The following is a 25,947-nucleotide window of genomic DNA, read 5'->3' as shown; positions in this document are numbered from 1 at the left end:
CGGTGTCTGTCGCCGCCCCATGCCAGCAGGGCTAGGTCATTGACGCAGCATGACGTGCGGCATGACCTGCCGTGGCGAGGGTGGCCTTACTGGCGCACCCAGGTCTGCGTTCGGCCCAGTGCCTCGATGCCGATGTAACCACGCACTTCCAGCTTATCGCCGCCTTCCAGCAGCTTCGCCTTGGCGCGGTAGGTCTTGCCCTTCGCCGGGTCAAGGATGGTGCCGTCGCTCCAGACCTGCTCGCCGTCCGGCTTGAGGTCCTGCAGGATGGTCATGCCGGTGATGGGCTGGTCCTTGCGCTCGCCTTCGCATTGGCTGCACACCGGATTGGCACCCTGATCCGACTTGAGAATCTCCGCGACCTTGCCAGTCAGCGTACCGTCGGCCGCCTGCTGGATTTCGACGATGGACTTGGGCTTGCCGGTTTCGTCGTCGATGGTCTGCCAGCGTCCGGCCGGTGATTCGGCAGCGAAGGCCAGTGACGAGAGCATGAGCGGCAGGGCCAGCAAGGGAACGAATAACGAACGCATGGTTTCTCCGATGATCAAGAAGACGCCGCTGACTCTACCACCGGTGTTTCAGCCCGGTTGCGCCCAGCCGCCTGACCGGTTGGTTCTCGTCACATACGCCCTTTGAGTCGTCCTGTTTCGGGGTTCTGTTGGCGCCATCCATTGACGTGCCGACAGGTCGCCTCCGGCGGAAAGTTCCCCCCAGGCGGCACGGTCCGTTTCAAATATGCGAAACCGTTTGTGTTTTTCCGCCGCAAACGGGACGGAAGGCAGTTGTTCAGTGATGGCACTGCGCCCATCATCGCCGCCGCCGCTTTACCTGACCAAGGATGGTTGCCGTGCGCCGGCTGTTATTCGCCTCGTTGTTTTCCGCTATTTGCTTTTCTGCCTCGCCGGCTTCCGCACAAGTGCCGCCAGCCAATATCCCATCGCCAGGCGATCGCGATCTGATTCGTGATCGGCAGGAGCGCCTGCTCGAAGAGCAGCGCCGACGCATCGAGGAGCTCCAGCAGTTACCAGGCCGCGAGGCGCTGGTGCCGCCGCCACAGCCGACCGACGATGAGCGCTGTTTCGAAATTCAAACTATTCGGCTGGAAGGCGCGACCCATATCTCGGCCGAACAGCAGACCGAGCTGCTGGCGCCCTTTGTCAATCGCTGCCTCGGTGCCAGTCAGCTCAACGCGCTGCTCAAGGCCGTCACCCAGTTCTACATCGACCGTGGCTACGTCACCTCGCGTGCGTACCTGCCGCAGCAGGACATGGCTGATGGCGAGCTGGAGGTGCTCATCGTCGAGGGGCAGCTCGAAGGCCTCGACCAATCGGCGGTCGCCAGTGAGCGCGAACTGGCCATGGCGTTTCCAGGGCGTACAGGCCAGATCGTCGACCTGCGCGAACTGGAACAACTGGTCGACCAGCTCAACCGTCTGCCCTCTCGTCCTGCTCAGCTCGAGCTGATGCCGGGGCAGGAAGTGGGCGGCAGCCGCGTCAGGCTGCAAGGTGATCCGCTCAAGCCTTGGCGCCTCAGCTTCAATCGCCACAACAATGGCGAGAAAAGCACTGGAGAACAGCAGTGGGGACTGGGCCTCGATTGGGACAGTCCGTTGGGCCTGGCCGATCAGCTGAGCCTGCGTGCCGGCGGCGATGCGGTCAGCGACCACTATCGACATTCCGCGAATCAGGGCCTGTTCTACACACTGCCGTATGGCTGGTGGACGTTCAGCTACGGCTACAATCAGAGCTACTACCGTACGCAAAACGATGCCGCCGGCTTCGCGTTCGAACTCGACGGTGAAAGCAAAAGCCATCAGCTCGGCGCCGAGCGCGTACTGCACCGCGATGCCGTGAGCAAGACCGCCGTCAACTTCGGCCTGTCCCACCTGCGCACCCGCAACTACATCGAGAACAGTCTGCTGGATGTATCCAGCCAGCGCCTGTCCGAAATGCAGCTGGGCCTCAATCATGGCCGGCGGATTGGCACCGCGTTCGTCAACGTCGATGCCGGCTGGCAGCACGGCATCGGTGCCTTCGATGCCCAGCGTCGTGGCGATCCGCTCCCAGGCGAGCCCGAGGCGCGCTACCACAAGTACACCCTGACCCTGAGCGCACTCCAGCCGTTCCAGCTGTGGGGCGAGTTCTTCAGTTTCGACAGCCTGCTTAACGGCCAGAAGAGTGAAGACGCGCTCTACAGCCCGCAGCGCATCAGCGTTGGCGGTCTGGCCTCGGTGCGCGGTTTCAAGGAGCAATCCCTGTCCGGCGACACCGGCGGCTATTGGCGCAACCAGTTGCGCTGGCGGCGGCCGGTCGGCTGGGAGCCACTGCGGCCTTTCCTGCATGAATACGGCCTGGCCTATGCCTACGACGTCGGGGTGATCCACGGCGGGCATTACAACCCGGACCGGCACGGACGCATGTCGGGCCATGCCTTGGAGCTGACCGCCCGCGGCGCGCATCTGGCCACCTCGCTGACGTTCGCCCACTCGCTGGAGCGGCCCGACGCGATTACCGAGCGTGAGCGCCCGGTGTATTTCCGCATCGATCTGTTTTTCTGAAATGCCGTCCCGCCATACAGGCGGGCTTGAAGAGTCGATCTCTTCCCGAATTCTGTTGATTTGAGCAAGCCGGAGTCATCACATGGACGTGCGCAGCCCCTTCTTCCAGAACATTGCCGCAGTACTCGCTGGCGTGATGTTTCTTAACCCCATCGTCGCTGCGGCTGCGGAACTGACAGTGGCGGCTGGCAGCGGGGCAGTCATCGGCCAGGCCGGCAACGGCGTACCGGTCGTCAACATCGCCGCACCCAACAGCAACGGTTTGTCGCACAACAAATTCAAGGACTACAACGTCGGTCAGCAGGGACTGATCCTCAACAATGCCACCGAGCGCACCCAGGCCACGCAACTGGGCGGCATCATCCTTGGCAACTCCAATCTCAATGGAAAAGCGGCCGGGATGATCCTCAACGAGGTCACTGGCAGCAACGCCAGCCGGCTGCAGGGCTATACGGAAGTGGCCGGCAAATCGGCCCACGTGATCGTTGCCAATCCGCACGGTATCGCCTGCGATGGTTGCGGCTTTATCAACACCCCGCGCGTCACCCTGAGCACCGGCACGCCGGTGATCGACAACGGCCGCCTCGACCGCTTCGATGTCAATGGCGGTCAGATCGCCATCGAAGGGCAGGGCCTGAACGCCAACAATGTCGACCAGTTCGACCTCATCACCCGCAGCGCCAAGATCAACGCCGAGCTGCACGCCAAGAAGCTCAACATCATCACCGGCCGCAACGAGGTCAAGGCGGGCGACCTCAGCGTTACCGCGAAAGCACTGGACGACAGCGACAAGCCACTGCTCGCCATCGACAGTTCCGCATTGGGTGGCATGTACGCCGGCGCCATTCGCCTGGTCGGCACCGAAGCGGGCGTTGGCGTGAAGTTGGCCGGCGATATGGCGGCCAGTGCTGGGGATATTCAGATCGATGCTAATGGCCGGCTAAGCATGGGACGCAGTGCTGCCGCCAAGGATCTGCACATTGCCGCGCAGCAGGTCGAGCTGAATGGCGATACCTACGCTGCGGGTGCCGCTCGTATCAGTGCACAGGACAGCCTGATCAACAGACAGAGCCTGGCAACTGGCGGCAACGCCGTGCTCCGGGCCGGCGTGCTGACCAACGAGGGTATCGTCGAAGCGGGCGTCAAAGCGGACAACAGCCGCATCGCCAGTGCCGACCTGGCACTTGCCGCCGAGACAATCCGCAACAGCGGCACGCTGATAGCCGGACGCACCCTTGAGGCAACGGCGCACCAGACGCTAAACAACCAGGGCGGCACGCTCAGCGCCGGCACGACTCGCATCGATACCTCCGCTCTGAACAACCAGCAGGGCCGCGTGCTGGGCAGCCAGCAGGTCACGGTCAATGCCGCGCAGCTGGACAACCGCGATGGTCTGCTGCAAAGCCGCGGCAATGCCGAACTACGCGGTGACAGCCTGGATAACCGGGGTGGCGATATCGTCGCGCTCGGCGATCTGACGGTTGCTGTCGGAACGCTAAACAACGGCGAGCAGGGCCGCATTACTGCCCAGGGGCAGGCGCGGCTTGAAGCCGAAGCGCTGAACAACCGCGGCGGTCTGGTCAGTGGCGAGCAGGTTTCGGTTCGTGCTGCAGACCTGATCGACAACCGCGACGGTGGCCTGATTGTCAGCGATGGCGCGCTCGTCCTCAACGCCAGCCGCCTGGACTCCAGCAATGGCGGCGAGGTCTCGGCCCGTGGCGATCTGACAGCCGATCTCGGCTCGCTGACCCAGACGGGCGGACGCATGATCGGTGAGGCGGCAGTCTCTCTGCAGCTCAACAATGGGGAGTTGGACAACCGCGGCGGGCTGATCCACGGTAACGGGCCGGTAAGCTTGGCCGGTGCCAGCACGCTGGATAATCGCGGCGGCGAAGTATCTTCCTCGTCTTCATTGAAGGTCGACGCCGAGCAGCTCGACAACAGCCAGGGTGGCCGCCTGATCGCGGAGCAAACACTTGATGCCCAAGCCAGGCAGCTGAACAACCAGGGCGGGCTCGTTTCCGGCTGGCAAGGTGTGACAGTCAGCGGCGGCAGCCTCGACAACAGCCAGGGCGGCACCCTGTCCAGCCGTAATGGCGGGTTGAACCTGGAGCTCAGCGGGCATCTGAACAACAGTGGTGAGGGCGCACTGGTCAGCCGGGGCGACCAGCAGCTGCGTGCGGCCAGCCTGGATAACAGCGGCAACGGCCTCATCTCCAGCGAAGGTGCGATCGCCGCCGAACTGGACGCTGCCCTGGACAATGGAAACGGCGGCCTGATCAGCGCCATCGGTGAGCTCGACCTCCAGGCGGGCACCGTGCGCAACGTCGGCGGGCAGCTGGGCGGTGCGTCCGATGTACGTGTGCGCGCCGAATCACTGGACAACAGCGGTGGACAGCTGACCGCCACCGGCACCCTCGATTTGCTGCTCGGTGCGGCTCTGCTCAACAGCGGCGGGCGTCTGGCCAGCGGCCGCGATCTGCTGCTGCGCGCCGGAGACGTCGACAACCGCAGCGGACGGATTGCCAGCCAGGGGCTGCTCGACCTTTTCGCCGTGAGCCTCACCAATGCGGGCGGCACCGTCGGTGCGCAGGTCGGCCTGACCATCCAGGCGACCGGCACGCTGGACAACAGTGCGGACGGTCTCGTCTTCAGCCAGACCGACTCCGTAACGGTAGCGGCCCAAGACATCGACAACCGCCAAGGCGCGCTGCAGGGGCAAGCAAGCGTACTGGTCAGAACTGCCGGTGCCGTGGATAACCGCGGCGGCAGTATCCTCAGCCAGCAGGGCAATATCGACGTCGAAGCCGCGAGCCTGAACAACGGTAATGGAGGCGTTCTCAACAGCCTGGTCGGCCAGCTGAAGCTGGCCACGTCCGGCCTGTTCAGCAACGTTGGCGGTACCACCCAGGCACAAACTCTCAGCGTCCAGGCCGGTCGCCTGGACAATTCCCATGGCCATCTTTCCGCCATCGGCGGCGACACACGCATCACCACCGGCGACCTGCTCAATGTCGGCGGTGGTCTGTACGCCCGCGACACCGTGCGGATCGAGGCGGACGCACTGGACAACAGCGCCGGCAAGGTCGGCGCCCAGTACATTGACTTCAGTCTGCGCGGCATCCTGAACAACACCGCAGGCCTTGTCGAAAGCGCCAGCGGCCTAACCGTACACAGCGCCGGCCTGACCAACGACAGTGGCGCACTACGCGCGCTCGGCCAGCTGGAAAGCACAGTGATCGCCACCAGTGGCGCGCTGGACAACCGCCGCGGCCTGATCGAATCAGCCAGCCGTGACCTGAATCTGAACGTTGGCAGCTTCCTGAACGACGGCGGCACCGTTCGCCACGTGGGCATCGGCACCTTCGGTCTCGCCAGCAGCCTGGCCACTTCTGCTGGCGGCACGCTGATCACCAATGGCGCGCTAAAGCTCGATGCCGCCAACTGGACCCACAGCGGCGTTATCCAGGCCCAGCGTCTGGAGCTGAATGTCGGCAACTTCACCCAGACAGCCAGCGGCCAGTTGTTGGCTGGCGAGAGCCTCGTCGCAACCGGCGGGCGCTGGATCAACAACGGCCTGATTGCCAGCGATGGCAATCTGAGCCTGAACCTCACCGCTGGTTACAGCGGCAGCGGCCAGCTCACCAGCCTCGGTGGCCTAACGCTCAATGCCGCTTCCCTCGATCTCGCTACAAGCGGCCGCATTGCTGGCGGCGCGATCACCTCGATGGATATCGCAGGGCTTGCCGTAAACCGCGGCCGAGTGACATCTACCGGCGACTTCACCCTGCGCAGCGCGACGCTGAATAACTACGGGACGCTTGGTGGAGCTGAGGAGGTGCGCATCCAGGCGGGCACCTTGATCAATGAGCAAGGGCTGATTTTCAGTGGCGGAAATATGGCGTTGCGCGTTGACGCGCTAACAAACCGGTTCGCCGATATTTACAGCCTGGGCGCGCTGGAAGTATCAAAGGACGATAGGGGGGCTTGGGCGGCTGTGCTGGAAAATATATCTTCGACGATTGAAAGCGTTGGCGATATGCAATTACTAGCGGCTCGGATGGAGAACAAGAAAGACCGTTTCGATCTGTCCGAAAGATTGGTGTCCGGAGATATCAATTATCAATGCTTAGATTGTAAGGGGCGGCACTACGACTTTTATTATTTTGTCGAGGAGGTGCTGGAACGAAACGTAGTCTCCGACTCTCCTGCGTCGGTGATCTCTGCGGGTGGAAATTTGCAGTTCATTGGGAGCGAGCTCGGAAATTACTATAGTGTCATATCGTCTGGTGAGGACTTGTCCATTTCTGTGGATTCACTAGTTAATCAAGGAGCTGCAACTTCAACGGTAAAGCGAACTACTCAACTTCGAAATCCAGTCGACTCTGAACGCGGTGGTGTGTTTTTCAGTCTTTTTGAAGAGGGAGGGGCCGCATTTCAGTATGCAAAATATAATTCTATTTATGTGGGCGGCGGCAAAAACTGAGTGCAACACCTGACCTTTCCGGTACGGTGCTGCCCCCATGTCTTATACCGAACTCAGCGTTGAAGAGCGCGCCACCATTCAAATCGGTCATGCCCAAGGTTTCAGCCTGCGTGGGATTGCCTGCTTGATCAACCGATCCCCTTCGACCATCAGCCGGGAGCTGCGCCGCAATCGAGATGCCTGTGGTGGCTACTCGGCCCGTGTAGCCCAACAGCAGATGCAAGCCCGCCGCCAGGTGTGTCGACCGATGCGAAAGCTGTTGCCGGGTAGCGAGCGCTTTGAGCTGGTGGTTCATATGCTGCGTGAGCGTTTGTCTCCCGAGCAGATTGCCGGCAAGCTGCGCAGCATGAACATTCCCAGCCTCAGAGAGGCCTACGTCTGTCGTGAGACGATCTATAACGCGATCTATGCCCTGCCGGTCGGTGAACTGCGCAAGGAGCTGATCATCTGCCTGCGCCAAAGCAAGACGACGCGCAGGCCGCGCTCTGGCGGTGTGGATCGGCGCGGTCAGATCCCTGAGATGGTCAGTATTCATGTACGTCCGCCGGAGATCGAAGACCGGCTGATGCCAGGGCATTGGGAAGGCGACCTGATCAAGGGCAAGGCCAACGCCTCGTCTGTAGGTACGCTGGTGGAGCGCACCAGTGGCTACCTGATGCTGGTGAAGATGAACGACGCGACGGCGACCTCGGCGATGGAAGGCTTCAGTGCAGCGCTCAATGGCATGCCGCTGGCGATGCGCAAGAGCATGACCTACGACCAGGGCCGAGAAATGGCGCGGCATGCTGAAATCACTCAGCAGACCGGGGTGGCCATTTACTTCTGCGACCCGCACAGCCCTTGGCAGCGCGGCAGCAACGAAAACATCAATGGCTTGATCCGCCAGTACCTGCCCAAAGGCACAGACCTGTCGGTACACAGCCAGGAAGAACTGGATGCCATCGCACTGCAACTGAACATGCGCCCACGTAAGCGCTTCGACTTCAAATGCCCAATTGAAGTTATGGGCAAAGTGATGCAGGAAGCCATGGCTATGCGGCATGATGCGCCTGCTTCAATTCAATAACCGTGTTGCACTCAGCCCCTGCAACCGCCCTGTATAACTACTTCGATGAGTTAATGGGTGATTCAGGAAGCTACTTCCAGCTTGTAGATAGAAATCGCCAGAAGACCAATAAGCTGAATCCATACTATTCTGCTGCTACCTACTACCCACTACCGTCGATTTTCTCGACCTATAGGGTCGTAAGCTCCACAGAGACCAGCATTAGCTCAGGATCAGCGGCGGACGCGGTGATACAAGCTGGAGGGCAGGTATCCATCGACGCCAAATCCTCGCTGGCCAATGGGGTAGTCAAGAGCAATATAGCCCACGTTGACGGGCAGGTCCGCCAGGGCGAAACCGCCACCATCTCGCGGGTCAACACGACGGCGATCCATCTCAATCCTCAGCTGCCACCCGAGCTGCAGCAGCGTGCTGTCAACCCAGTCGCTTTGCCGGATTTCAACTTGCCTCAAGGTGAGAATGGCTTGTTCCGCCTTAGTGACCAAAGTGGGCAGAGCGGCAGCGGCTTCGGCACCGTGCTTCCATCCACGGGCGAACAGCATCTCGCCCGGGCAGGTGAGCTTCCAGTGACGTCGCGGCCGGCCACTGCCCACAGATACCTTATCGAAACCAACCCGGCGCTCACGGACCTCAAGCAGTTCATGAGCTCGGACTACCTACTTGGCAACCTCGGTTACGACACCGATGCCGCGCAGAAGCGCCTTGGTGACGGTCTTTATGAGCAGCGCCTGATCCGCGAAGCCATCGTTGCCCGCACCGGCCAACGTTATCTGGCCGGGCTGACTAGTGACGAGGCGATGTTCCGCTACCTGATGGACAACGCCCTGGCCAGCAAGAACGCCCTTGGGCTGTCCTTGGGGGTTACGCTCACTGCCGAACAGGTTGCCGCGCTGACCCACGACATTGTCTGGATGGAAGAGCACGAAGTGCTGGGCGAGAAGGTCCTGGTGCCGGTGCTTTACCTGGCTCAGGCCGAAGGCCGTCTGGCACCCAATGGCGCGCTGATCCAGGGCCGCGACGTCGCGCTTATCTCCGGCGGCGACCTGACCAATCAGGGCACCCTACGTGCCAGTCGTAACCTCGATATCACCGCCGGCGCCATCACCAACAGCGGCCTGATGCAGGCGAACGAGCGCTTGCAACTGCTAGCTACCGACAGCATCCGCAACACTGCAGGCGGCATCATCGCTGGGCGCGATGTATCGGCGGTTGCCCTAACAGGCGACATCATCAATGAGCGTAGCGTCACTCGTCATGACGTTAGGTTCGGCAGCCAACACAACATCCGTGACTTCGTCGACAGCGCTGCACGAATTGAGGCGGCGAACGATCTAAGCATCAGCGCTGGACGTGATGTAGCCGACCGTGGCGGTGTACTGGAGAGCCGCGGCGACCTGGTGATCGACGCGGCCCGCGACGTTACTTTGACCTCGGTGGAAGAGCGTGTCAGTCAGGCACGCGGCAATCATTACCTCAACGAGAAAGTCACCCAGCTAGGCGCCCAGGTTAGCGCTGGCGGGGATATCGATATCAGCGCCGGGCGTGATCTGGCGGTGATCGCCAGCCAGATCGATGCCGGTCGTGATCTTGCCTTGAACGCCGGTGGCGATGTGTTACTGACTTCGGCAGCCAACGAGGATCACTTCTACTCGCGAAGCAAGAAAGTCACCCGTAGCACCGACAAGATCGTCCAGCAGTCCTCCGTCGTTCAGGCGGGACGGGACATCGCCATCGCCGCTGGCGAAGATCTGACCCTGGTGGCCAGCCAGGTCAAGGCCGGCAACAACGTCGCGCTGGATGCCGAGCAGGACATAAACATCCTCTCGGCCAAGGATGAAAGTGCTTCCTTCTATTCTAAAAAGAAAAAAGGCTCCTTCGGGCGTAGCAGCAGCAAGCAGCAGGAGAGCTATCACAGCACCAACATCGCCTCGGTGATCGAGGCCGGCAATGACCTGACAATCAACACCAGCAAGACTGAAGGCGGTGGTCTGAGCATCGATGGCGGCCGTGATGTCACGGTTATCGGCAGTCAACTCAGCGCTGGCAACGATCTGCTGGTCGGCGCTACTGGCGATGTGGCGATCCTGTCCGGGGTTGAGGAGCATGGCTCCTACAGCAAGAAGACCAAGTCCGGTTTCCTTGGCATGTCGAAGAGCGGCAAGAGTCAGCTCAAGACAAGCGCGACTCAGGTCGCCAGCGAGCTGGATGCCGGCAATGACGTGGTGATCGCGGCGGGTAACGATATTCGGTTGCGAGCCAGCGAAGCGATAGCAAGCAATGATGTCGAGCTTCGCGCGGGACTTGTAACCGAAACGGGCGATATCAATCTCGTCTCGGCGAATGACGAGGCCTACAGCCGGAGCGAGGAATACAAGAAGAAGGTGGGCTTGTCGTTCTCCGATGCCGCAGGCCTTGCCGTCGGTACGCCTGGTTTCGGTGGCGACATCACCCTCGCCTCGGCAAAGAAGGCCGGCAGGGAAGCCATCAGCTCGACCATCGTAGGCAGCCAGGTGATCGCCGATCGGGACGCCACCCTGGCAGCCGAGCGGGACATCAACATCGTTGGAAGCGGCGTAAGCGCTGGTCGAAATGTTCTGCTCGATGCCGGCCGTGATGTGAATGTGGTTGCTGGCACAGAACGCATGCAAACCACGTCCTGGGAAAGCACCAAGACGTTCGGCATGCAGCAGGACTTCGACCGCAACGGCTATAGCACCTTCATTGGGCAGGAGGCGCTCAAGGACAAGCAACTCAACGCGCAGCAAACCGCGGCAGCCAGCCAGATCACCGCGGGGCTGAACCTTGATGTCAAGGCTGGGCGAGACGTTGTTCAGCAGGGCTCCGACATGTCCGCTGGCTATGACCTAAATGTTCAGGCCGGCCGCAACATCCTCATCGACTCGGCAGGCGAGCAGTCGGTGTACGAGCGCGAAACCAGCCAGAGTCGTACCGGCACCACAACGACGGTCAACCATAACTTCGGCAACATGATCGACGGCATCAACGGCGCGGGCAAAGGTGACAATACGGTCAGCCAGGCATCAGGCGTCCTGAAAGCGGTTGGTGGCGTCAGCCAGTTCCTCTCGGGGCCGACGTTTGACGGCCATGTTGGCAGCACGAGCCATAGCCAGACCGTCACTCAGAGCGGTACAGGTAACCGCGGCTCAAGCCTGGATGCTGGTAACGACGTCACCCTGACGGCTGGCAACAGCGTAGTGGTCAAAGGTGGCCAACTGCAGTCGGGTCGTGACATCAAAGTCAGTGCACAAGACATCGTGCTCGACGTCGCGCGTGGTGAGCAGCGTTATGAGCATGAGCAGACCCAGGCGAAAGGCGGCTTCGTCGGCGGAACCACGGGCGGCTTCAAGGTAGGCATCGGCGGTAGCCAGGGCACGGCCACGCAAGAGGGCAGCCAAGGCACAGCCAGCGGCACCCAGCTGCAGGCAGGGCGAGACATCGTTCTGGATGCCCGTAACGACCTGAGCCTTATCGGGACCCAGGCGATGGCTGAGCGCGACATTAAGCTCAATGCCGGTAATGACCTCCTGATCACCGCCGCCGAAAACGCGCAAAGCGCCGAAGAACGGCGCCGCAGCGGTGGCGGCGAAGTGGGCCTGACCTTCGGTCAAAGCGGCATCGGCGTCTACGCGAGCGTAAATATTGGTCGCGGTGAGCTTGATCGCGAAGGTGGGCAACAGCAGGAGGCCTACCTGTACGCCGGGCGCAACGTCGACATGAAGAGCGGTCGCGATACGGCGATAACAGGTGCTCAGATCGAAGGCGAAAACGTCACCGGCGACGTGGGGCGCAACCTGACTGTGAGCTCGGTGCCCGACACGGGCAAGGTGAGCGGCAAAGAGTTCGACGCCAGTGCGACGGTCACCGTGGGTTATGGCTTCAGCGTCAGCGGCTCGGTTGGCTATGGGCAAACCAACGGCGAAACAAACTGGGTGGGTAACCAGACATCAATCACCGCCCGTGACCGGCTCGATCTTCGCACCGAAGGCCATACCCAGATCGATGGCGCGCTGATCGCCTCGAACACCGGCAACCTCAAGCTCGATACCGACACCCTCGGCTTCCGCGACATCCAGGGAGAGGACAAGGAGCACAGCTACTACCTCAATGCGGGCGGCAGTTACGGCAACGGCCAGCAGGATCAAAGCCAGCAGGGCAAGGGGGAGGCGGGGGTAAACGGCTGGAGTGTCAACGGCTACGACTATGATAAAGAGCGGGAGCAGATCGTCCGTGCGACGGTGGGGGCGGGTGAGATTGTCGTCCGGAGCGATGCGGAGTCTGGGAAGGACTCTACGGCTGGGCTGAATCGTGATGTCAGTAAGGCGTATGAGGTCACGAAGGACGAGGAGGAGCGGACTGACCTGTATGTGAGTAAGACGTCGGTGGAGGCGTTGCAAAACCCGGAGGCCACGGTCAAGCAGTGGGCAAACGCTCTTGCTACATATGACGAGAAGGCCAAGGCGAATCTGGGCGAAGTCGGTGTCGGATTGAATGGTACCTTCAACCGCTTGGAAAGAGCGCTTGGCCGAGAGCTGCCGGCTGGTGCGAAGGAGACGGGCGGTGCGGACATCGCCGAAGCGGCCTTGGAGGCCATGCTGCTCAATGGTAAAAGCCTATCAGAAGCGAAGGCGCTGCTAGCTGATGAGAGCTTTCAGAAGAACCTGCTTGTACATATAAAAGACTTGGAGGACATCAGTAAGGCTGGGGGTCTAACCATTGCGCTTCAGTTTCTTGATGAAGAATCGGGGGAATGGATTGACGCAGGTAATTCAAAGAAGCTGATACCGACGCAGAGGGTGCTACGTAGGCTCGCGGCCATTAATAGCTACTTAGAAGATAATCCCGATGCTGGGACAGCCTTAGCTTGGGGCCTTGCTGCGATGCAAGGGCCGAAAGCGGTGATTCAGCTTGCGGCGGAGCAGGCGCTGGGAGCTACCGAACTTGGGCAGCGGCTTGCTCAGTATGTTGAGCAGATGCAGTATGAATTTGGCAAAGACATTGCCGAAACTATCGAGCGTAAGGACCTATACGAGCAGGAGATCAAGGATAAATTATTGATCGGCGGCGGTACGCTGCTGGTGGACATCATAGCTGGTGGGGTACCGGTAGGAAGAAAAGCCGGCAAGAGTGAGATAACGGTTGGTGCAAAAGATAAATACACCCCGAATGCTGGCAGTGTTGCTGATATGGGGAAGTTTTTGAAGCAGCCAGGTTTTGGTTCGCAAGTTCATCCGTCGTCCCAGAAAACAAAGCAAATATTCCAAGGGCAAAGCGTTTACCAAGTAACCTCTCCTGTTGGAGATTATCTTGCTAAGGGAGATAAGTTTTATTTGGACGGTATGCACAAAAACCATCTTGAGGTTTTCGATAGTAAGGGGCGGTTCAAGGCTGTATTAAATCTTGATGGGTCTTATAATTCGGCCAAGACAAGCAAGGCTATTTCTGAAGGGAGGAGATTAGCGAAATGAATGAGCTTTTGTCTCTTGATGTTTTAAGAACTCTATTTGAAGAAATTGCAAAAGAAAAAGTTGGTGGTTTCGATAGTGGTAAGTTAAGTATTGATTATGGATGCAATATGGATGAGGCTTGTGCTAAATATGCTGGCCTGCTGAATAGGTCTATAGAGGCGCTTAATTCAGGTGGTTCGGATGACTTAGTTGCCCAGCGTGCATTGATGATGATACGTACCCATGCAATAAGTTTATCTAGCTTTTTTGACGCTATAGCTGATGATGCTGAATTTTTGATAAGGTCTGGGGTTTGGACAGAAATCCCTGAGTAGCATAAGTAGAGGGGAGAAGGGGACAGATTGAACTAGCCCCGGTTTCACGGACACCGGCCTAAGAGACAGCGTGTAGGCGCTCATACTCAAACGGCGTCATGTACGCCAGGTATGAATGCCGTCGCTGCCGGTTGTAAAAAACCTCAATGTAGTCGAATAGGCTTTGCCGGGCTTCGTCGAAGGTACGGTACTTGTGGTGACGTACATGCTCGGTTTTCAGGGTATGGAAGAAGCTCTCCATCGCTGCGTTGTCATGGCAATTGCCCTTACGGCTCATGCTCGGTTGGATATTGTTTTGAGCCAGCAACGCCTGGTAGCGAGCAGTTCTGTACTGCACTCCTTGGTCGGTGTGTAGCAACAATCCAATCGGTTTGGCACGCCTGCCCAAGCTCATTTCGAGCGCTAACGTTGCCAATTCCTGACTGGGTTTTTTATCCATCGCCCAGCCTACGATCAGCCGAGAGTAAAGATCCATAATCACCGACAAGTAAAGCCATCCTTGGGCTGTTGGGATGAATGTGATGTCCGCCACCCAGCGCTCATTTGGTCGATCCGCGTAGAAGCGTCTCAGTAGCCGGTGCTCAACGATGTGCTCAAAGGTCCTTCCACGACCAGCCTGCTGCCATACCAAGGCCTGCCTCGTTCTGAGGCCCGCCTCCCGCTTCAAACGGGCTATACGGTTCAGGCCTGCGGTGCTGCCTTGGCTGTGCAGCTCCCGATGAATCCGGATAGGGCCATACGTTTGACGGCTATCGAAATGAACGGTCTCGATCTGGGCAAGCAATGTGCGGTTTGCTTTTGAACGTCGAGACTCGGCTCTGTTAAGCCAGGCATAGTATCCACTTGGCGAAGCTCCAACCGTTCGACAAAGCCTGCGGATCGGATATTGCGCTGCATGATCACGGACGAAGGCGTACTTCACACGAGGCTCTTGGCAAAGTACGCAGCCGCCTTTTTTAGGATTTCGTTCTCTTCGCGCAACCGCTCCAGTTCGCGTTTCAGCTGGGCAACTTCACCATCAGCTTCTGCCTGGCGGCCAGACCCTGGAAAGGCATCGGCTTGGCTCTGATCAATCTGCTGCTTCCACTTGTAGAGCTGGTTGACACGGATGCCGAGCTCGCGCGCAAGCTGCGTACAGGACTTATCCGTGTCGGTGAGCTGGCGTACAGCCTCTCGCTTGAACTCTGGGCTGTAGCGTTGATACGTACGTTTGTCGGTCATGGGACACCTTCCTCTCTGACGGTATAGTCACATTCGAGGTGTCCGTAAAATCAGGGTCAGTTCAGCGCTGGTTGCCGTGTACAGATATTTTGCAAAATGGCTTCAGGCTCCCAGTGGCTTATGTATCAAGGCAAGAAATATGAGGAGGGTGGATTTGAGACGACTCCGGAGTCCCTTTGGGAGGGGCTTGATGCCGCTCTTTTCCTTCGGGATGATCTGCTGAAAAAGGATGGGCGTCGTATTTGGGGGTTGGTATTTATTCTTTACCCTGATGGCCGCTTTAATATTGAGTATGATTACAATAAACCCAAGGATTATGATGAATAAGTGAAAAAGGAAAAGGGGCAGATTTATTTTCCGCCCTATGCGACATGTGCTCCAGACCGCTTTCGGGGCTTCACTACTCTGACGCCTTACCCATGGAATGGAGAGCACCACTATGCCCAGGATGGGCCGTCTTGTTTTAGCGAACTACCCGCACCATGTCGTCCAGCGAGGCCACAACCGCCAGGCCGTGTTCGCCGCTGACGAAGATTACCAGCGATACCTGGCCGATCTGCATGAGCTGAAGGATGCCTTTGGCGTCAAGGTTTACGCCTACTGCTTGATGACGAACCATGTTCACTTGCTGATGGCTCCGGGTGAGGCGATAGCAGGGCTAGGTCAGTTGATGAAAGCACTCGCTGCACGAGCCACTCGGTATCGAAATCGATTGGAAGGCCGGTCTGGAACGCTTTGGGAAAGTCGCTATAAATCGAGCGTCGTACAAACTGAAACCTATCTACTTGCATGTTCTCGCTCTATCGAACTGAACCCAGAAAAGCGAAAAAGGAAACAGCGAAAAGGGAACGCCGTTTTTCGCTGGATTCGCCAATAAACAGACTGCCCCTGTTTTTGGGTGCTGGCAATTAAGTATCATGCGTGCTTTCGCTATCGCCACATCGCCTAACGATCGACGTTGGTGATGAGGTGATACCTATGTGTATGTGAAACCCTGCTCAACTGGAATGGATGCCGGATATGCCTCGCTTTGTTTGTTTTGCAATCATTTGTCTCATGCTCACCGGGTGTGCCTATGGCAGGAAGGTCGATTACGCACACAGTTTTCCTTCAATGCCGAACGTCCCTCCCCAGTCGGTGGAAGTGAGAGTGTCCGACGCTCGACCCTACGTGGTATCTGGCAACAAGAAAGGTACGTTCGTAGGGCTTGTTCGAGGCAGTTACTACATTCCTTATGACGTAAATACCCGCTCTGGCCGCCCCTTGGCCAGCGATCTGCAAGCAGCGCTTATCGGTGGCTTTGAACGTAAAGGCGTCGCTGCGCGCGTGGCTGATGTTGGCGCGAAAGCAGCTTCGAAACCGGGTGTGCTGTTGCTCGACGTTTCCATTCAGGAATGGAAAAGTGAGGCCGCTATTGGCGAGATTCTTACTTATTCGTTGCGTGCCGAGTTGATCGACCAAACAGGTCAGCAGCTGGCAGTGGCACATGCCCGCGGGTCCGACCGCATCTATGACTACACCCAGGCAGGTCGGAACGCACTTGCCTCCTTGCTGGCGCAGCCGACGGTCGTGCAGGCGCTCGGTGGCGATGTGGTGATCGATACGGCCCAAGGTGAGCCAGTCCAGTCTGAGCCGGTACGTAAAGCTGCTGCCGAGCTGTTCATCCCCCGCTTTGGTCGTGATGGCGTTTATTGACGGCTGCAGTTATTCGTTTTTGCTGGCGGATCTGATCATTTAACCCTCTGGGCGGCTGCGCGCGCCCATGCGCGAAAGGAATGTCGCCTTTCTTTTCAAGGATTGTGTATGCAAGCCCGTACCCTGTTGTTTCCCCTCGTTTTGTTCGTCACTGGTTGTTCGACCGGGGCTTGGTTCAAATTGCCGGATGAAACTCGACTCCTCGTCAACGAACGCCCCGCCAGTTTCGATCAGGGGCTTGTGCGCAGCCGTCCGTTCTCATGGGGCGCGGCGGGCGGTATTCCCTACCGGCTGGTAGATCGTCAATCACTGACGGTCAAGAGCGGCAAGCTGCGAAGCCGCTTTCGGGTGGCTTCGATTTTCTGGCCGCCGGTAGGCATCGCATATTGGCCGATGGGCTACGGCCAACGCTGCTATGACCTCACCGGCGATGAACCCAGTACCTGTACACACGAGGATTACCGGCAGTTGCGATTGGCCGAGCGGATGCGGCGCTGATCGCCCAGCTCGGACTGGCCGTCTACGACCTGCGCTTCCGTGAGAGCCGCCTCCTCAATAAGGGAAGGCGCCATGCCCTGCCGCCAGCTAACTGGCAACAGCTGAGCCTCCGCGCTTACCTGACTCGCCGAGCCATTAACCTGGCCGGCAGGGCAAATCGTCGTGCCACACCAGACCGCTAGACTGTCTTCGTCTCCACAAAAACAAGAAAAGCTAATGAGTACCACCGACGGCATAGCGCTGGACGCCTGGCGCGCCAGCGCTCGCGAGTTCTCGTTCGGCGGCAAGCGCATCCGCTACTGGACGGCCGGCGAAGGTGAGCCGCTGCTGCTGATCCATGGCTTTCCCACTGCCAGCTGGGACTGGCACAAGGTCTGGCAGCCACTGGCGGTGCGCTATCGGCTGATTGCCTGCGACATGCTCGGCTTCGGCTATTCGGCCAAGCCGCGCGGGCACGCCTACAGCCTGATCGAGCAGGCTGATCTGCAACAGGCGCTGCTGGCGGAGCTGGGTATCGACGGTGCAATCCATGTGCTGGCCCATGACTATGGCGACAGCGTCGCTCAGGAGCTGCTGGCGCGGCATTGTGAAGGGCGCATCGCGCTGGCCAGCTGCGTGTTTCTCAATGGCGGGCTGTCCCCTGAAACCCATCACCCGGTGCGAGTGCAGAAGTTGCTGCTCGGCCCGTTCGGCTTTCTACTGGGCAGGCTGTTCTCGCGGCGTTCGCTAGGGGCGACCTTCGGAAAGGTATTCGGTGCGCAGACGCAGCCGAGCGACTCCGAGCTGGACGATTACTGGCGACTGATCGCCGAGGGCAATGGGCCTGCGGTGATGCACCGGCTGATCCGCTACATGCCGGAGCGCGTCAGGCAACGCGAGCGCTGGGTAACGGCCATGCAGCGCTGCAACGTGCCGTTGCGGGTGATCGACGGCGCGGCCGATCCGATTTCTGGTGCGCACATGGTCGCCCGCTACCGCGAGCTGATTCCTGCGCCCGATACCGTGCTGCTGGAGGGCATCGGCCACTACCCGCAGGTCGAGGCGCCGGAGCAGGTGCTTGAACACTACTTCGACTTTCGCACGCGCCTTGCGCCCGGGGCGTGTGGTCGTTGAGTCGGGGCGCGTTATCGCCTCTTCGGTGGGCGGTGCGGTCGCGTGGGGCTCAGCTTTGCGTCGCTGGCAAAACTGCGAGGTAGGGTTCTTGTGGAGGGCTCCAAGCGCGGTGGATAGCGCTGAATACGAATCTGGAGGATGGCCGCCCGACCGATTGCTTCTTGTCAGATATCCCGTTTGGAATCGGGCGCTTGCAGGATTCTGGCACCCCAACGCAAGAAGCCCCGCCGGCATCGGCCAGGCGGGGCTTGCTTGTCACCCAGCGCGAACGCCTCAGACAGCGCCGCGCGGTGTCAGTGGTGCAATCACTGCTGCATCATCGCAATCACGCGGTTGCGCAGTTCTGGGTCGGTCTGCACGGCTTCGTTGATGGCGTTGTACTCGTCGATGCTGATGTCATTTTCCTCGATCACACCGAGCATTTTCTCGTTGGCTTGCTGCTGAAGCTCACGGGCCTTGTCGGCGTCTTCGGTCTTCTGCAGCTTGCCGGTGAACTCCTCGCGAATCTCCATGATCTCGCCCAGTGATTCGGCGAAGTTCTCCAGTTTCTTTTCACTGAACTGCTGCGCCTGAGCGCCAGTTGCCGGCTGAGCAGTGGGGGCTGGGCTGGCTGATTGCGCCGATGCAAGGGGGGCGGCCAGGCCGAGGAACAGCGAGAAAATTCCGGCGAAGGCGAGACGAGCGTTGTGCTGAGTCATGTTCATTCCTGCTTCGGTTAAAGACGGATTGGTTATTGCAGCAGCCGTGCCAGCTTTCTCTTTAATAGTTAAGCCATTGTTGTTTAAAGACTTTACCGTTTCGTCGGGGCAGGGTGGACCCATATGTCGGGCCTCTGTAGTGTGCCTATATGACACATGTATCAATCTGGCAGCGTCCATCCAGCTTACGCGGCGCACTCTTGCTCAAGGTCGTCGTGCCGCTGATGGCGATCATGTTCGGCTTCAGTTCGGTGGTGCTTTGGACGGTCGAGCGCAACAGCGAGCGGCGCTTGCAGGCGGAGGTCGAGCTGGTGGCGAGAGCGGTGCGCCTGCCGCTCAGCGCCAGTCTGGAGAAGAACCACGAGCGCACCCTGCAGCAGGTTCTCGAATCGGTACTCGGCGTCGGCCGCGTCTATGGCGCCTATGTCTACGATCGTGACGGCAAACTGGCCGCCTATGCCGGCGCGGTGGAGCCGGATCAGGACGAGTCGGCGATCCAGCAGCTCACCGCGGGAGGCGAACTGACCGGCACCTATCAGCGCATCAATGGCCGCCCGGTTTATTCCTATTTCGTGCCACTGGAAGAGAGCGGTGGGCAGATCAACGGCCTGCTTCAGGTGACCCGGCGCTGGGGCGATTTCGAGCAGGACATCCGCCGCCTGCGCCTGATCGCCGCGGGCCTGGGTGGCTTACTGGCCGGGGTGGCGCTGGTGGTGATCCTGCTTGGCCACCGTTCAGCCGTGGGCAAGCATCTGCAGCAGCTGGCGCGCAGCATGGAGCGGGTTGCCGCGGGGGAGCGCGAGCATCGAGCGCCACGCAGCGGGCCGCAGGAAATCGTCGTGCTGTCCGGCGCGTTGAACCAGATGCTCGACAGCATTGCCGCCGCCGAGCGCCAGGTGGCCGAGCAGCAGACCCGCGAAGAGCAGCTGCAGGCACGCTTGCGCCAGAGCCAGCAGCTGGCGGCGGTAGGACGGCTGGCAGCAGGGGTGGCGCATGAGCTGGGCAGCCCGCTCAGCGTCATCGACGGCAAGGCGCAGCGGGTGTTGCGCGACGACGACCTGGCCGAACCCCATCGCCGCGCGCTGTTGCAGATTCGCCAGCAGGTGGCGCGGCTCAGTGCCATCGTCCGCCAGTTGCTGGATTTCGGTCGCGCCGCCGGTTCGCTCCCGCGCAAGGTGGCCGCCGAGGTGCTGGCGCACTCGGCCGCGGCGGCGGTGGCCGATGAGCTGGCCGCGCTACAGGTTCGGCTGGAACTGCTGGCGCCAGCGCAAACAGTTTATTGCCGTGTCGACCCGCCGCGTTTCGAGCAGGCGCTGACCAATCTGTTGCGCAATGCCGCTCAGGCGAGCCCTGGTGGGCTGGTGCGGCTGAGCTGGTGGCGCGAGGGAGACGAGCTGCTGCTGCAGGTGGAAGACGACGGCCCGGGTGTGGCCGAGGCAAACCGTGCGGCGCTGTTCGAGCCGTTCTTTACCACCAAGCCGGTGGGCGAGGGCAGTGGGCTGGGGCTGGCAGTGGCCCATGGCGTGGTCAGCGAGTGTGGTGGACGTATCGAACTGGTCGACGGCAGCCTGCCGGGCGCGGCCTTCCGTATCGCACTGCCATTGATCGACGAGGAGGTCGAGCATGACTGAGGTGACGCAGGAGCGGGTGCTGCTGGTCGAGGACGATGACAGCCTGCGCCAGTTGCTGGTCGAGGAGCTGGAAGACCGCGGCTTACAGGTGCGTGCGCTGGCGAGCGCGGAGGAGGCGGTGGGCTCGCTGGAAAGCTGGGAACCGGCGCTGGTGGTCAGCGACCTGCGCCTGCCCGGTGCCGATGGCATGGCGCTGCTGCGGCGGGTGAAGAGCATGCAGGCCGCGCCGGCATTCCTGGTGATCACCGCGTTCGGCAGCATCCAGCAGGCGGTGGCGGCGCTCAAGGAAGGTGCCGACGAGTTCCTCACCAAGCCGCTGGACCTCGAGCACTTCGCCCTGGCGGTGGCCCGTGCGCTGGAGACGCGGCGCCTGCGCGATGAGGTACGGCGCTTCCAGCAGCTGCTCAGTGATGATCGCTTCCACGGAATGCTCGGCCGCAGCCGGGTGATGCGCGGCTTGTTCGACCAGATCCGCCAACTTGCCCGCGCCGAGGGGCCGGTGCTGGTGATCGGCGAGAGCGGCACCGGCAAGGAGCTGGTCGCCCGTGCCGTGCATGCGGAAAGCGAACGTGCCAAAGGGCCATTCCTTGCGATCAACTGCGCCGGGCTGCCGGCCGAATTGCTGGAAAGCGAATTCTTCGGCCATGTCGCTGGCGCCTTCACTGGCGCCAATCGCGCGCACAAGGGTCTGTTCCAGCAGGCCGACGGCGGCACGCTGTTTCTCGACGAGATTGGCGAAATGCCGCTGCCGCTGCAGGCCAAACTCCTGCGTGTGCTGCAGGAAGGCACGATCCGTCCGGTGGGTGCCGAGCGTGAGTTGACGGTTGATGTGCGCATCATCGCCGCCAGCAATCGCCCGCTGGAAACCGAGGCCGGCCGCGAGGCGTTCCGCGAGGACCTGTTCTTCCGTCTGGAAACCTTCATCCTGCAGGTGCCGCCGCTGCGTGATCGCGAGGAGGACCTCGAACTGCTGGCCGCCGGCTTCGTCGCCCACTTCGCCGCGCGCAGCGGGCGGCCGGTGCGCGGCCTGGCACCGGCAGTGCTGGCACAACTGCGGCGCTATCCCTTCCCCGGCAACGTGCGCGAATTGCAGAACGCCATCGAACGCGCGGTGACCTTCTGCCACGGGCGCAGCATCGAGCTGGAGCACCTGCCCAGTCGCATCGCCGACTATCGTGATGACAACGCCCGCAGTGCCGGCGCCGAACTGCTCGCCCAGCTCAGTGATGGCCCGCTGCTGCCGACTCTGGAGGAGCTGGAGCAGCGTTATATCGAGCACGTGCTCAAGCTGGTGGACGGCAACAAGCGCCGCGCCGCGGCCTTGCTCGGCATTGGCCGGCGCACGCTGTACCGCCGTCTCGGCGAGCGCGAAGACGGTTGATCGGACTCGCCGCAGGGCGCTCGAAAGCGCACACTGCCGGCCTTTTCTCAGTGAGGAGCGAACATGCTCAATAACGACGTCCTGCGCAGCCTGCGCTACACCCTCAAGGTCAGTGATGCGCAGATGGCCGAAATCGCCGCGTTGGGTGGCTGCACGGTTGCCGAGGCCGAGGTTCGTGCCTGGCTTAGCCGCGAGGACGAGGACGGCTATCAGGAATGCCCCGACGAGGCGATGACGCGTTTTCTCGACGGGCTGATCTATTTCAAGCGTGGCAAGGACGAAAGCCGCCCGGCGCCGCCGCTGGAGCTGCCGGTCAGCAACAACCAGATCCTGAAAAAACTGCGGGTGGCCTTCGAGCTGCGCGACGAAGACCTGCAGGCGATCCTGCATGCCGCCGATCTGCAGCTGTCGAAATCCGAACTCGGCGCACTGTTCCGCAAGCCCGGCCACAGCAACTATCGCGCCTGCGGCGATCAGCTGCTGCGCAATTTCCTCAAGGGCCTTTCGCTGCGCCAGGGCTGATCCACACCGCAGGGCACCTCAAGTGGTAAATGGCCAGGCGGCCGCTACGCTGAAGCAGGCAGCTAGCCGCATGCCCGGTGCGCAGCTCGTCGCCGGGAACGCCATAACAACAAGATGACCGCCCCACGTGGCGGTGCCCCGAGGTGCGTGCCATGAAGACCTTTCGCCTGACCCTGAGCGCCCTGCTCGCGATGAGCTGCGCCGCTGCGATTGCAGCGCCGACCAGTGATGAAGCCCTTGAGCGCATGCGCTCGATGAAGACCACCGGCCAGTCGCTGGACATGAAGACCATCCCCCAGGATGGACCCACCGCCGACGCCATCCGTGACAACCTCAAGCGCATCAAGCTGCCCGAGGGTTTTCGCATCGATCTCTACGCCGTGGTCCCCGATGCCCGTCATATGGCAGTCGGGCCGTCCAGCGGGGTGGTCTTCGTCGGCACCCGCAAGATCGATCTGTGGGCGGTCACCGACCGCACCAAGAACCGCACCGCCGACGAGGTGAAGCGCTTCGCTCCAGCAATTTCCTTCACCCAGCCCGGCCCCTGCTTCAGCCCGGACGGCTTTCTCTTCGTCGCCGAGCACAACCGCGTGCTGGTGTTCCCGGCCGCCGAGTTCTTCTACGAAGGGCCGGACGTGGCGGCTGACATCGTGGTGCCGACCGGCGAGCTGATCCCCAAGGACGAGGAAAGCTACAACCACGGCGCGCGGGTCTGTGCCATCAGTCCGGACAACAAGCTCACCATCTCCCTCGGCCAGCCACACAACGTGCCGCCCAAGGACAAGCTCGATCTGTACGCCAAGCACGGCATCGGCGGCATCGTGCGCATGGAGCGTGACGGCAGCAAGCGCGAGGTCTACGCCACCGGTGTGCGCAACTCGGTGGGCATCACCTATCACCCGACGACGAAGGAGCTGTGGTTCACCGATAACCAGGTCGACGGCATGGGCGACGACACGCCGCCGGGCGAGATCAATCGTGCGCCCAAGGCAGGAATGAAGTTCGGCATGCCCTGGTACGGCGGTGGTCAGGTGCGCACTAACGAGTACGCCGACGAGACCCCGCCCGAGGGCCTGACCCCGCCGGTGGTGGAGACCATTGCTCACGCCGCCGACATGGGCCTGATGTTCTACACCGGCAAGCAGTTTCCCGAGCAATACCGCGGCGGCCTGTTCAGTGCCCAGCGCGGCAGCTGGAACCGCACCGTGCCGGCTGGCGCACGGGTGATGTTCACCCCGTTTGCCGCCGATGGCAGCGGTCCGTCCGGTGAGACGGTGCCCTTCGCTGAAGGCTGGCTGGACGAGGAAACCGGCGAGTACTACGGCCGCATCGTCGATGTCGCGCAGCTCAAGGACGGCTCGCTGCTGGTCAGCGACGACACCGCCGGGGCCATCTACCGCATCTCCTACCAGGGCAAGTGAGCCGTCGCGCCGGCCTGCCGTTCGCGCGGGCCGGCGCTATTGGAGGATTCCTGCATGTCGATGGATTTCAAGCGGTGGCTGTGTCTGGTGCTTGCACTGCTGCCGGGCAGCGCCTGCCTTCCGGCGCTGGCGGCCGATCTGAGCGCTGCCAAGGCCAAGGCCAAGATGTGCGCGGCGTGCCATGGCATCGATGGCATCGCCAAGGTCGCCGATGCACCGAACCTGGCCGGCAACGGCGAGCTGTACCTGGCGCGGCAGCTGCAGGCCTTCCGCTCCGGTGAGCGCAAGCATCCGCAGATGAGTGTCATCGCCTCCGGGCTGAGCGACGAGGACATCGCAGCGGTCACGGCCTGGTACTCGGCGATCAAGGTCAGTGCCGAATTGCCGGAGTGAGCCGCCCGCTCTGAACGTTTGCCGCTCGGCCCGGGCCTAAGCTCTGACGAATCCAGAGAGCACGCCCATGACCTTTTCCATCGTCGCCCGCTGCCCGCGCACCGGCCAGTTCGGCGTGGCCGCTGCCACCGCCATGCCCGCTGTGGGCAAGTTGCTAACCCACGCGGCGGCGCATGTCGGCGCTGTGGCGACTCAGGCGCAGATCAATCCGTACCTGGGTATTGATGGCCTGCGCTTCCTGCGTGAATTCAGCCCGGCGGCGGAGGTGCTGGAACGGCTGCGGCGCACCGACCCCTGTATGGAGCTGCGCCAGTGCGCGGTCGTCGACAACCAGGGCCGTACCGCCTGCTGGACCGGTGAGCGCTGTCTGCCCTGGGCCGGCTCCATCGCCGGCGAGCAGTTCTGCGTGCAGGGCAACCGGCTGAAGGGACGCGAGGTGCTGGAGGCCGCCTGCGAGGCCTATGTCGGCAGCGCGCATCTGCCACTGGTGGAGCGCCTGATGGCCGCGCTCGCGGCCGGCGATGCGCAGGGCGGCGATCGCCATGGCGAGTCGTCGGCAACGGTGTATGTGGTCGACCAGGAGCAATATCCGCTGTGGGACATCCGCGTCGATCATCATCCTGATCCGTTCGCCGAGCTGCACCGGCTGCACGATGTGTTCGCCCGCGAGGTGGTGCCGGAGATCCTCGCCATGCCGACGCGCGCCAATCCGGCGGGTGCGGCTGGAGAAGAAATCATCTGATCGCTGAACCGGCTTGCAGCGCGGGGCTGGCCGGCTGCGACTGCGGAGCGCAGAGCTCGACTCCGTCAAATGCTGGCGGTTGGCTATGCTCCAGGCAGTAACACGCTGTTCGTGCGCGGCGCCGCTTGTCGGTCGACTGCGCCGGCGCGGGTGGTCGGGCGGTGGAGGTGCATGCTATGCGGATCGCGCTGATTCTTCTGTGTCTCGTTCTGAGCGGCTGCGCCAATATCTGGCGTATGGAGAACGGTCCGTTGACCGCCTTCAGCGAATCGCTGCGCGAGTCGTCAGAGCCGCGTTACACCATGGTCTGGATCGATCTGCAGAAGAAAACCGATGCCCGTGTGCTCGCCGCGCAGATCAAGCTGGCCGAGCAGGCGCCGCTGGTGGCGATAGGCGCGCTGCGCCCGGAATTCGTCGCCCGCTACCTGCCGGCGTGGGAACCTCCGCCGCAGTGGCCGGAGATCGTCAAGGAGAAGGCGCGCCAGGATGACAATTACCAGGGCGGCGGCATCTATGTGAGTTTCCGCCAGGGACGGCTGGTGTATGTCAGTCTGGTCTCGCGGCTGCGCGATGAACGCTTCTACCCGCAGGTCGCCGCGCCCGCTGCGACCGAGCTGCTGACCCTGCCGCTCAGCCGTGCGCAGATGGAGGAGGTGTTCGGGCCGCCGCGGCGCGTCTATCGTGTTTCCGAGGTGCGCTACTGATCGGCGGATGCGGTTTCGC

At 61.3% G+C, this 25,947-nt stretch carries 20 protein-coding genes and 1 pseudogene; 17 read left to right on the top strand and 4 right to left on the bottom strand.

Going from position 1 to position 25,947, the window contains the following annotated elements:
- Window positions 1-86: 86 nt before the first annotated feature.
- The gene (locus UIB01_RS19430; RefSeq protein WP_038664131.1) at window positions 87-530 is read right to left on the bottom strand and encodes a DUF2147 domain-containing protein; all 444 of its coding nucleotides are present in this window, start codon (window positions 528-530) and stop codon (window positions 87-89) included.
- A gap of 308 nt (window positions 531-838) precedes the next feature.
- On the opposite strand from UIB01_RS19430, the gene UIB01_RS19425 reads away from it, so the two are divergent.
- From UIB01_RS19425 to UIB01_RS23145, 5 genes are all read left to right on the top strand, one after another.
- Window positions 839-2,557, top strand: a complete 1,719-nt coding sequence (locus UIB01_RS19425) for a ShlB/FhaC/HecB family hemolysin secretion/activation protein (RefSeq protein WP_038664128.1) — start codon at window positions 839-841, stop codon at window positions 2,555-2,557.
- 82 nt (window positions 2,558-2,639) lie between these two features.
- Complete coding sequence (locus UIB01_RS19420; RefSeq protein WP_051605115.1) at window positions 2,640-7,043, top strand: two-partner secretion domain-containing protein; 4,404 nt, start codon at window positions 2,640-2,642, stop codon at window positions 7,041-7,043.
- Window positions 7,044-7,080: 37 nt separating this feature from the next.
- Window positions 7,081-8,109 (top strand): IS30 family transposase, encoded by a 1,029-nt coding sequence (locus UIB01_RS19415; protein WP_038661402.1) that lies wholly within the window; start codon window positions 7,081-7,083, stop codon window positions 8,107-8,109.
- A gap of 53 nt (window positions 8,110-8,162) precedes the next feature.
- Window positions 8,163-13,595, top strand: coding sequence for a hemagglutinin repeat-containing protein (locus UIB01_RS19410; RefSeq protein WP_080695115.1), 5,433 nt, complete (start codon window positions 8,163-8,165; stop codon window positions 13,593-13,595).
- A complete protein-coding gene (locus UIB01_RS23145) occupies window positions 13,592-13,909 on the top strand; it encodes a hypothetical protein (protein ID WP_146031062.1) in 318 nt (105 codons plus the stop codon). Before UIB01_RS19410 ends, UIB01_RS23145 begins: the two co-directional genes overlap by 4 nt.
- Before the next feature lie 58 nt (window positions 13,910-13,967).
- Here the strand turns inward: UIB01_RS23145 and UIB01_RS19405 are convergent, their stop codons facing one another.
- Together UIB01_RS19405 and UIB01_RS19400 are read right to left on the bottom strand one after the other, a co-directional pair.
- Window positions 13,968-14,831, bottom strand: coding sequence for an IS3 family transposase (locus UIB01_RS19405; protein WP_038664125.1), 864 nt, complete (start codon window positions 14,829-14,831; stop codon window positions 13,968-13,970).
- Window positions 14,828-15,130: a transposase gene (locus tag UIB01_RS19400; protein WP_038664122.1), complete on the bottom strand. Its 303-nt coding sequence runs from the start codon at window positions 15,128-15,130 to the stop codon at window positions 14,828-14,830. Before UIB01_RS19400 ends, UIB01_RS19405 begins: the two co-directional genes overlap by 4 nt.
- A 96-nt stretch (window positions 15,131-15,226) precedes the next feature.
- Here UIB01_RS19400 and UIB01_RS19395 point away from each other — a divergent pair, with 96 nt between their 5' ends.
- The 5 genes and pseudogenes from UIB01_RS19395 to UIB01_RS19380 all read left to right on the top strand — a co-directional run bounded on the left by UIB01_RS19395 (window position 15,227) and on the right by UIB01_RS19380 (window position 18,436).
- A complete protein-coding gene (locus UIB01_RS19395) occupies window positions 15,227-15,457 on the top strand; it encodes a hypothetical protein (protein WP_038664120.1) in 231 nt (76 codons plus the stop codon).
- A gap of 112 nt (window positions 15,458-15,569) precedes the next feature.
- Window positions 15,570-15,959, top strand: a pseudogene (locus tag UIB01_RS22950) (transposase); the annotation flags it as partial.
- Window positions 15,960-16,150: 191 nt separating this feature from the next.
- Window positions 16,151-16,825 (top strand): YajG family lipoprotein, encoded by a 675-nt coding sequence (locus tag UIB01_RS19390; RefSeq protein WP_038664117.1) that lies wholly within the window; start codon window positions 16,151-16,153, stop codon window positions 16,823-16,825.
- 108 nt (window positions 16,826-16,933) lie between these two features.
- Entirely contained in the window at window positions 16,934-17,323 is a 390-nt protein-coding gene (locus UIB01_RS19385) for a hypothetical protein (RefSeq protein ID WP_051605112.1), read from the top strand.
- A 216-nt stretch (window positions 17,324-17,539) separates the two neighbouring features.
- Window positions 17,540-18,436: an alpha/beta fold hydrolase gene (locus tag UIB01_RS19380; protein WP_038664115.1), complete on the top strand. Its 897-nt coding sequence runs from the start codon at window positions 17,540-17,542 to the stop codon at window positions 18,434-18,436.
- A 305-nt stretch (window positions 18,437-18,741) separates the two neighbouring features.
- Here the strand turns inward: UIB01_RS19380 and UIB01_RS19375 are convergent, their stop codons facing one another.
- Entirely contained in the window at window positions 18,742-19,134 is a 393-nt protein-coding gene (locus tag UIB01_RS19375) for a DUF4168 domain-containing protein (RefSeq protein WP_015278566.1), read from the bottom strand.
- Window positions 19,135-19,283: 149 nt separating this feature from the next.
- On the opposite strand from UIB01_RS19375, the gene UIB01_RS19370 reads away from it, so the two are divergent.
- The 7 genes from UIB01_RS19370 to UIB01_RS19340 all read left to right on the top strand — a co-directional run bounded on the left by UIB01_RS19370 (window position 19,284) and on the right by UIB01_RS19340 (window position 25,928).
- Window positions 19,284-20,765 carry an ATP-binding protein gene (locus UIB01_RS19370; protein WP_038664112.1) on the top strand — a complete coding sequence of 494 codons (1,482 nt, stop codon included), beginning with the start codon at window positions 19,284-19,286 and terminating at the stop codon, window positions 20,763-20,765.
- A complete protein-coding gene (locus UIB01_RS19365; protein ID WP_038664109.1) occupies window positions 20,758-22,146 on the top strand; it encodes a sigma-54-dependent transcriptional regulator in 1,389 nt (462 codons plus the stop codon). The genes UIB01_RS19370 and UIB01_RS19365 overlap by 8 nt, the downstream gene beginning before the upstream one ends.
- A gap of 63 nt (window positions 22,147-22,209) precedes the next feature.
- A complete protein-coding gene (locus tag UIB01_RS19360) occupies window positions 22,210-22,668 on the top strand; it encodes a YehS family protein (RefSeq protein ID WP_038664106.1) in 459 nt (152 codons plus the stop codon).
- A gap of 152 nt (window positions 22,669-22,820) precedes the next feature.
- Window positions 22,821-24,089: a PQQ-dependent sugar dehydrogenase gene (locus UIB01_RS19355; RefSeq protein ID WP_038664102.1), complete on the top strand. Its 1,269-nt coding sequence runs from the start codon at window positions 22,821-22,823 to the stop codon at window positions 24,087-24,089.
- Window positions 24,090-24,143: 54 nt separating this feature from the next.
- On the top strand, window positions 24,144-24,482 hold the full coding sequence (locus UIB01_RS19350) for a c-type cytochrome (RefSeq protein ID WP_038664099.1): 339 nt from the start codon (window positions 24,144-24,146) through the stop codon (window positions 24,480-24,482).
- A gap of 67 nt (window positions 24,483-24,549) precedes the next feature.
- On the top strand, window positions 24,550-25,224 hold the full coding sequence (locus UIB01_RS19345) for a DUF1028 domain-containing protein (RefSeq protein ID WP_015278560.1): 675 nt from the start codon (window positions 24,550-24,552) through the stop codon (window positions 25,222-25,224).
- A gap of 176 nt (window positions 25,225-25,400) precedes the next feature.
- Window positions 25,401-25,928, top strand: coding sequence for a hypothetical protein (locus UIB01_RS19340; protein ID WP_038664095.1), 528 nt, complete (start codon window positions 25,401-25,403; stop codon window positions 25,926-25,928).
- Window positions 25,929-25,947 lie beyond the last annotated feature (19 nt).

Source organism: Stutzerimonas decontaminans (assembly GCF_000661915.1).
GTDB lineage: Bacteria > Pseudomonadota > Gammaproteobacteria > Pseudomonadales > Pseudomonadaceae > Stutzerimonas > Stutzerimonas decontaminans.
The sequence above is the reverse complement of the archived record's forward strand: the minus strand, read 5'-3'. Positions and strand labels throughout refer to the sequence as shown.

Bases quoted from the DNA above. Each gene is read 5' to 3' on its own strand.
- UIB01_RS19430 (WP_038664131.1), bottom strand. From the start codon at position 530: ATGCGTTCGTTATTCGTTCCCTTGCTGGCCCTGCCGCTCATGCTCTCG.
- UIB01_RS19425 (WP_038664128.1), top strand. From the start codon at position 839: ATGGTTGCCGTGCGCCGGCTGTTATTCGCCTCGTTGTTTTCCGCTATT.
- UIB01_RS19420 (WP_051605115.1), top strand. From the start codon at position 2,640: ATGGACGTGCGCAGCCCCTTCTTCCAGAACATTGCCGCAGTACTCGCT.
- UIB01_RS19415 (WP_038661402.1), top strand. From the start codon at position 7,081: ATGTCTTATACCGAACTCAGCGTTGAAGAGCGCGCCACCATTCAAATC.
- UIB01_RS19410 (WP_080695115.1), top strand. From the start codon at position 8,163: ATGGGTGATTCAGGAAGCTACTTCCAGCTTGTAGATAGAAATCGCCAG.
- UIB01_RS23145 (WP_146031062.1), top strand. From the start codon at position 13,592: ATGAATGAGCTTTTGTCTCTTGATGTTTTAAGAACTCTATTTGAAGAA.
- UIB01_RS19400 (WP_038664122.1), bottom strand. From the start codon at position 15,130: ATGACCGACAAACGTACGTATCAACGCTACAGCCCAGAGTTCAAGCGA.
- UIB01_RS19395 (WP_038664120.1), top strand. From the start codon at position 15,227: ATGGCTTCAGGCTCCCAGTGGCTTATGTATCAAGGCAAGAAATATGAG.
- UIB01_RS19390 (WP_038664117.1), top strand. From the start codon at position 16,151: ATGCCTCGCTTTGTTTGTTTTGCAATCATTTGTCTCATGCTCACCGGG.
- UIB01_RS19385 (WP_051605112.1), top strand. From the start codon at position 16,934: ATGCAAGCCCGTACCCTGTTGTTTCCCCTCGTTTTGTTCGTCACTGGT.
- UIB01_RS19380 (WP_038664115.1), top strand. From the start codon at position 17,540: ATGAGTACCACCGACGGCATAGCGCTGGACGCCTGGCGCGCCAGCGCT.
- UIB01_RS19375 (WP_015278566.1), bottom strand. From the start codon at position 19,134: ATGACTCAGCACAACGCTCGTCTCGCCTTCGCCGGAATTTTCTCGCTG.
- UIB01_RS19370 (WP_038664112.1), top strand. From the start codon at position 19,284: ATGACACATGTATCAATCTGGCAGCGTCCATCCAGCTTACGCGGCGCA.
- UIB01_RS19365 (WP_038664109.1), top strand. From the start codon at position 20,758: ATGACTGAGGTGACGCAGGAGCGGGTGCTGCTGGTCGAGGACGATGAC.
- UIB01_RS19360 (WP_038664106.1), top strand. From the start codon at position 22,210: ATGCTCAATAACGACGTCCTGCGCAGCCTGCGCTACACCCTCAAGGTC.
- UIB01_RS19355 (WP_038664102.1), top strand. From the start codon at position 22,821: ATGAAGACCTTTCGCCTGACCCTGAGCGCCCTGCTCGCGATGAGCTGC.
- UIB01_RS19350 (WP_038664099.1), top strand. From the start codon at position 24,144: ATGTCGATGGATTTCAAGCGGTGGCTGTGTCTGGTGCTTGCACTGCTG.
- UIB01_RS19345 (WP_015278560.1), top strand. From the start codon at position 24,550: ATGACCTTTTCCATCGTCGCCCGCTGCCCGCGCACCGGCCAGTTCGGC.
- UIB01_RS19340 (WP_038664095.1), top strand. From the start codon at position 25,401: ATGCGGATCGCGCTGATTCTTCTGTGTCTCGTTCTGAGCGGCTGCGCC.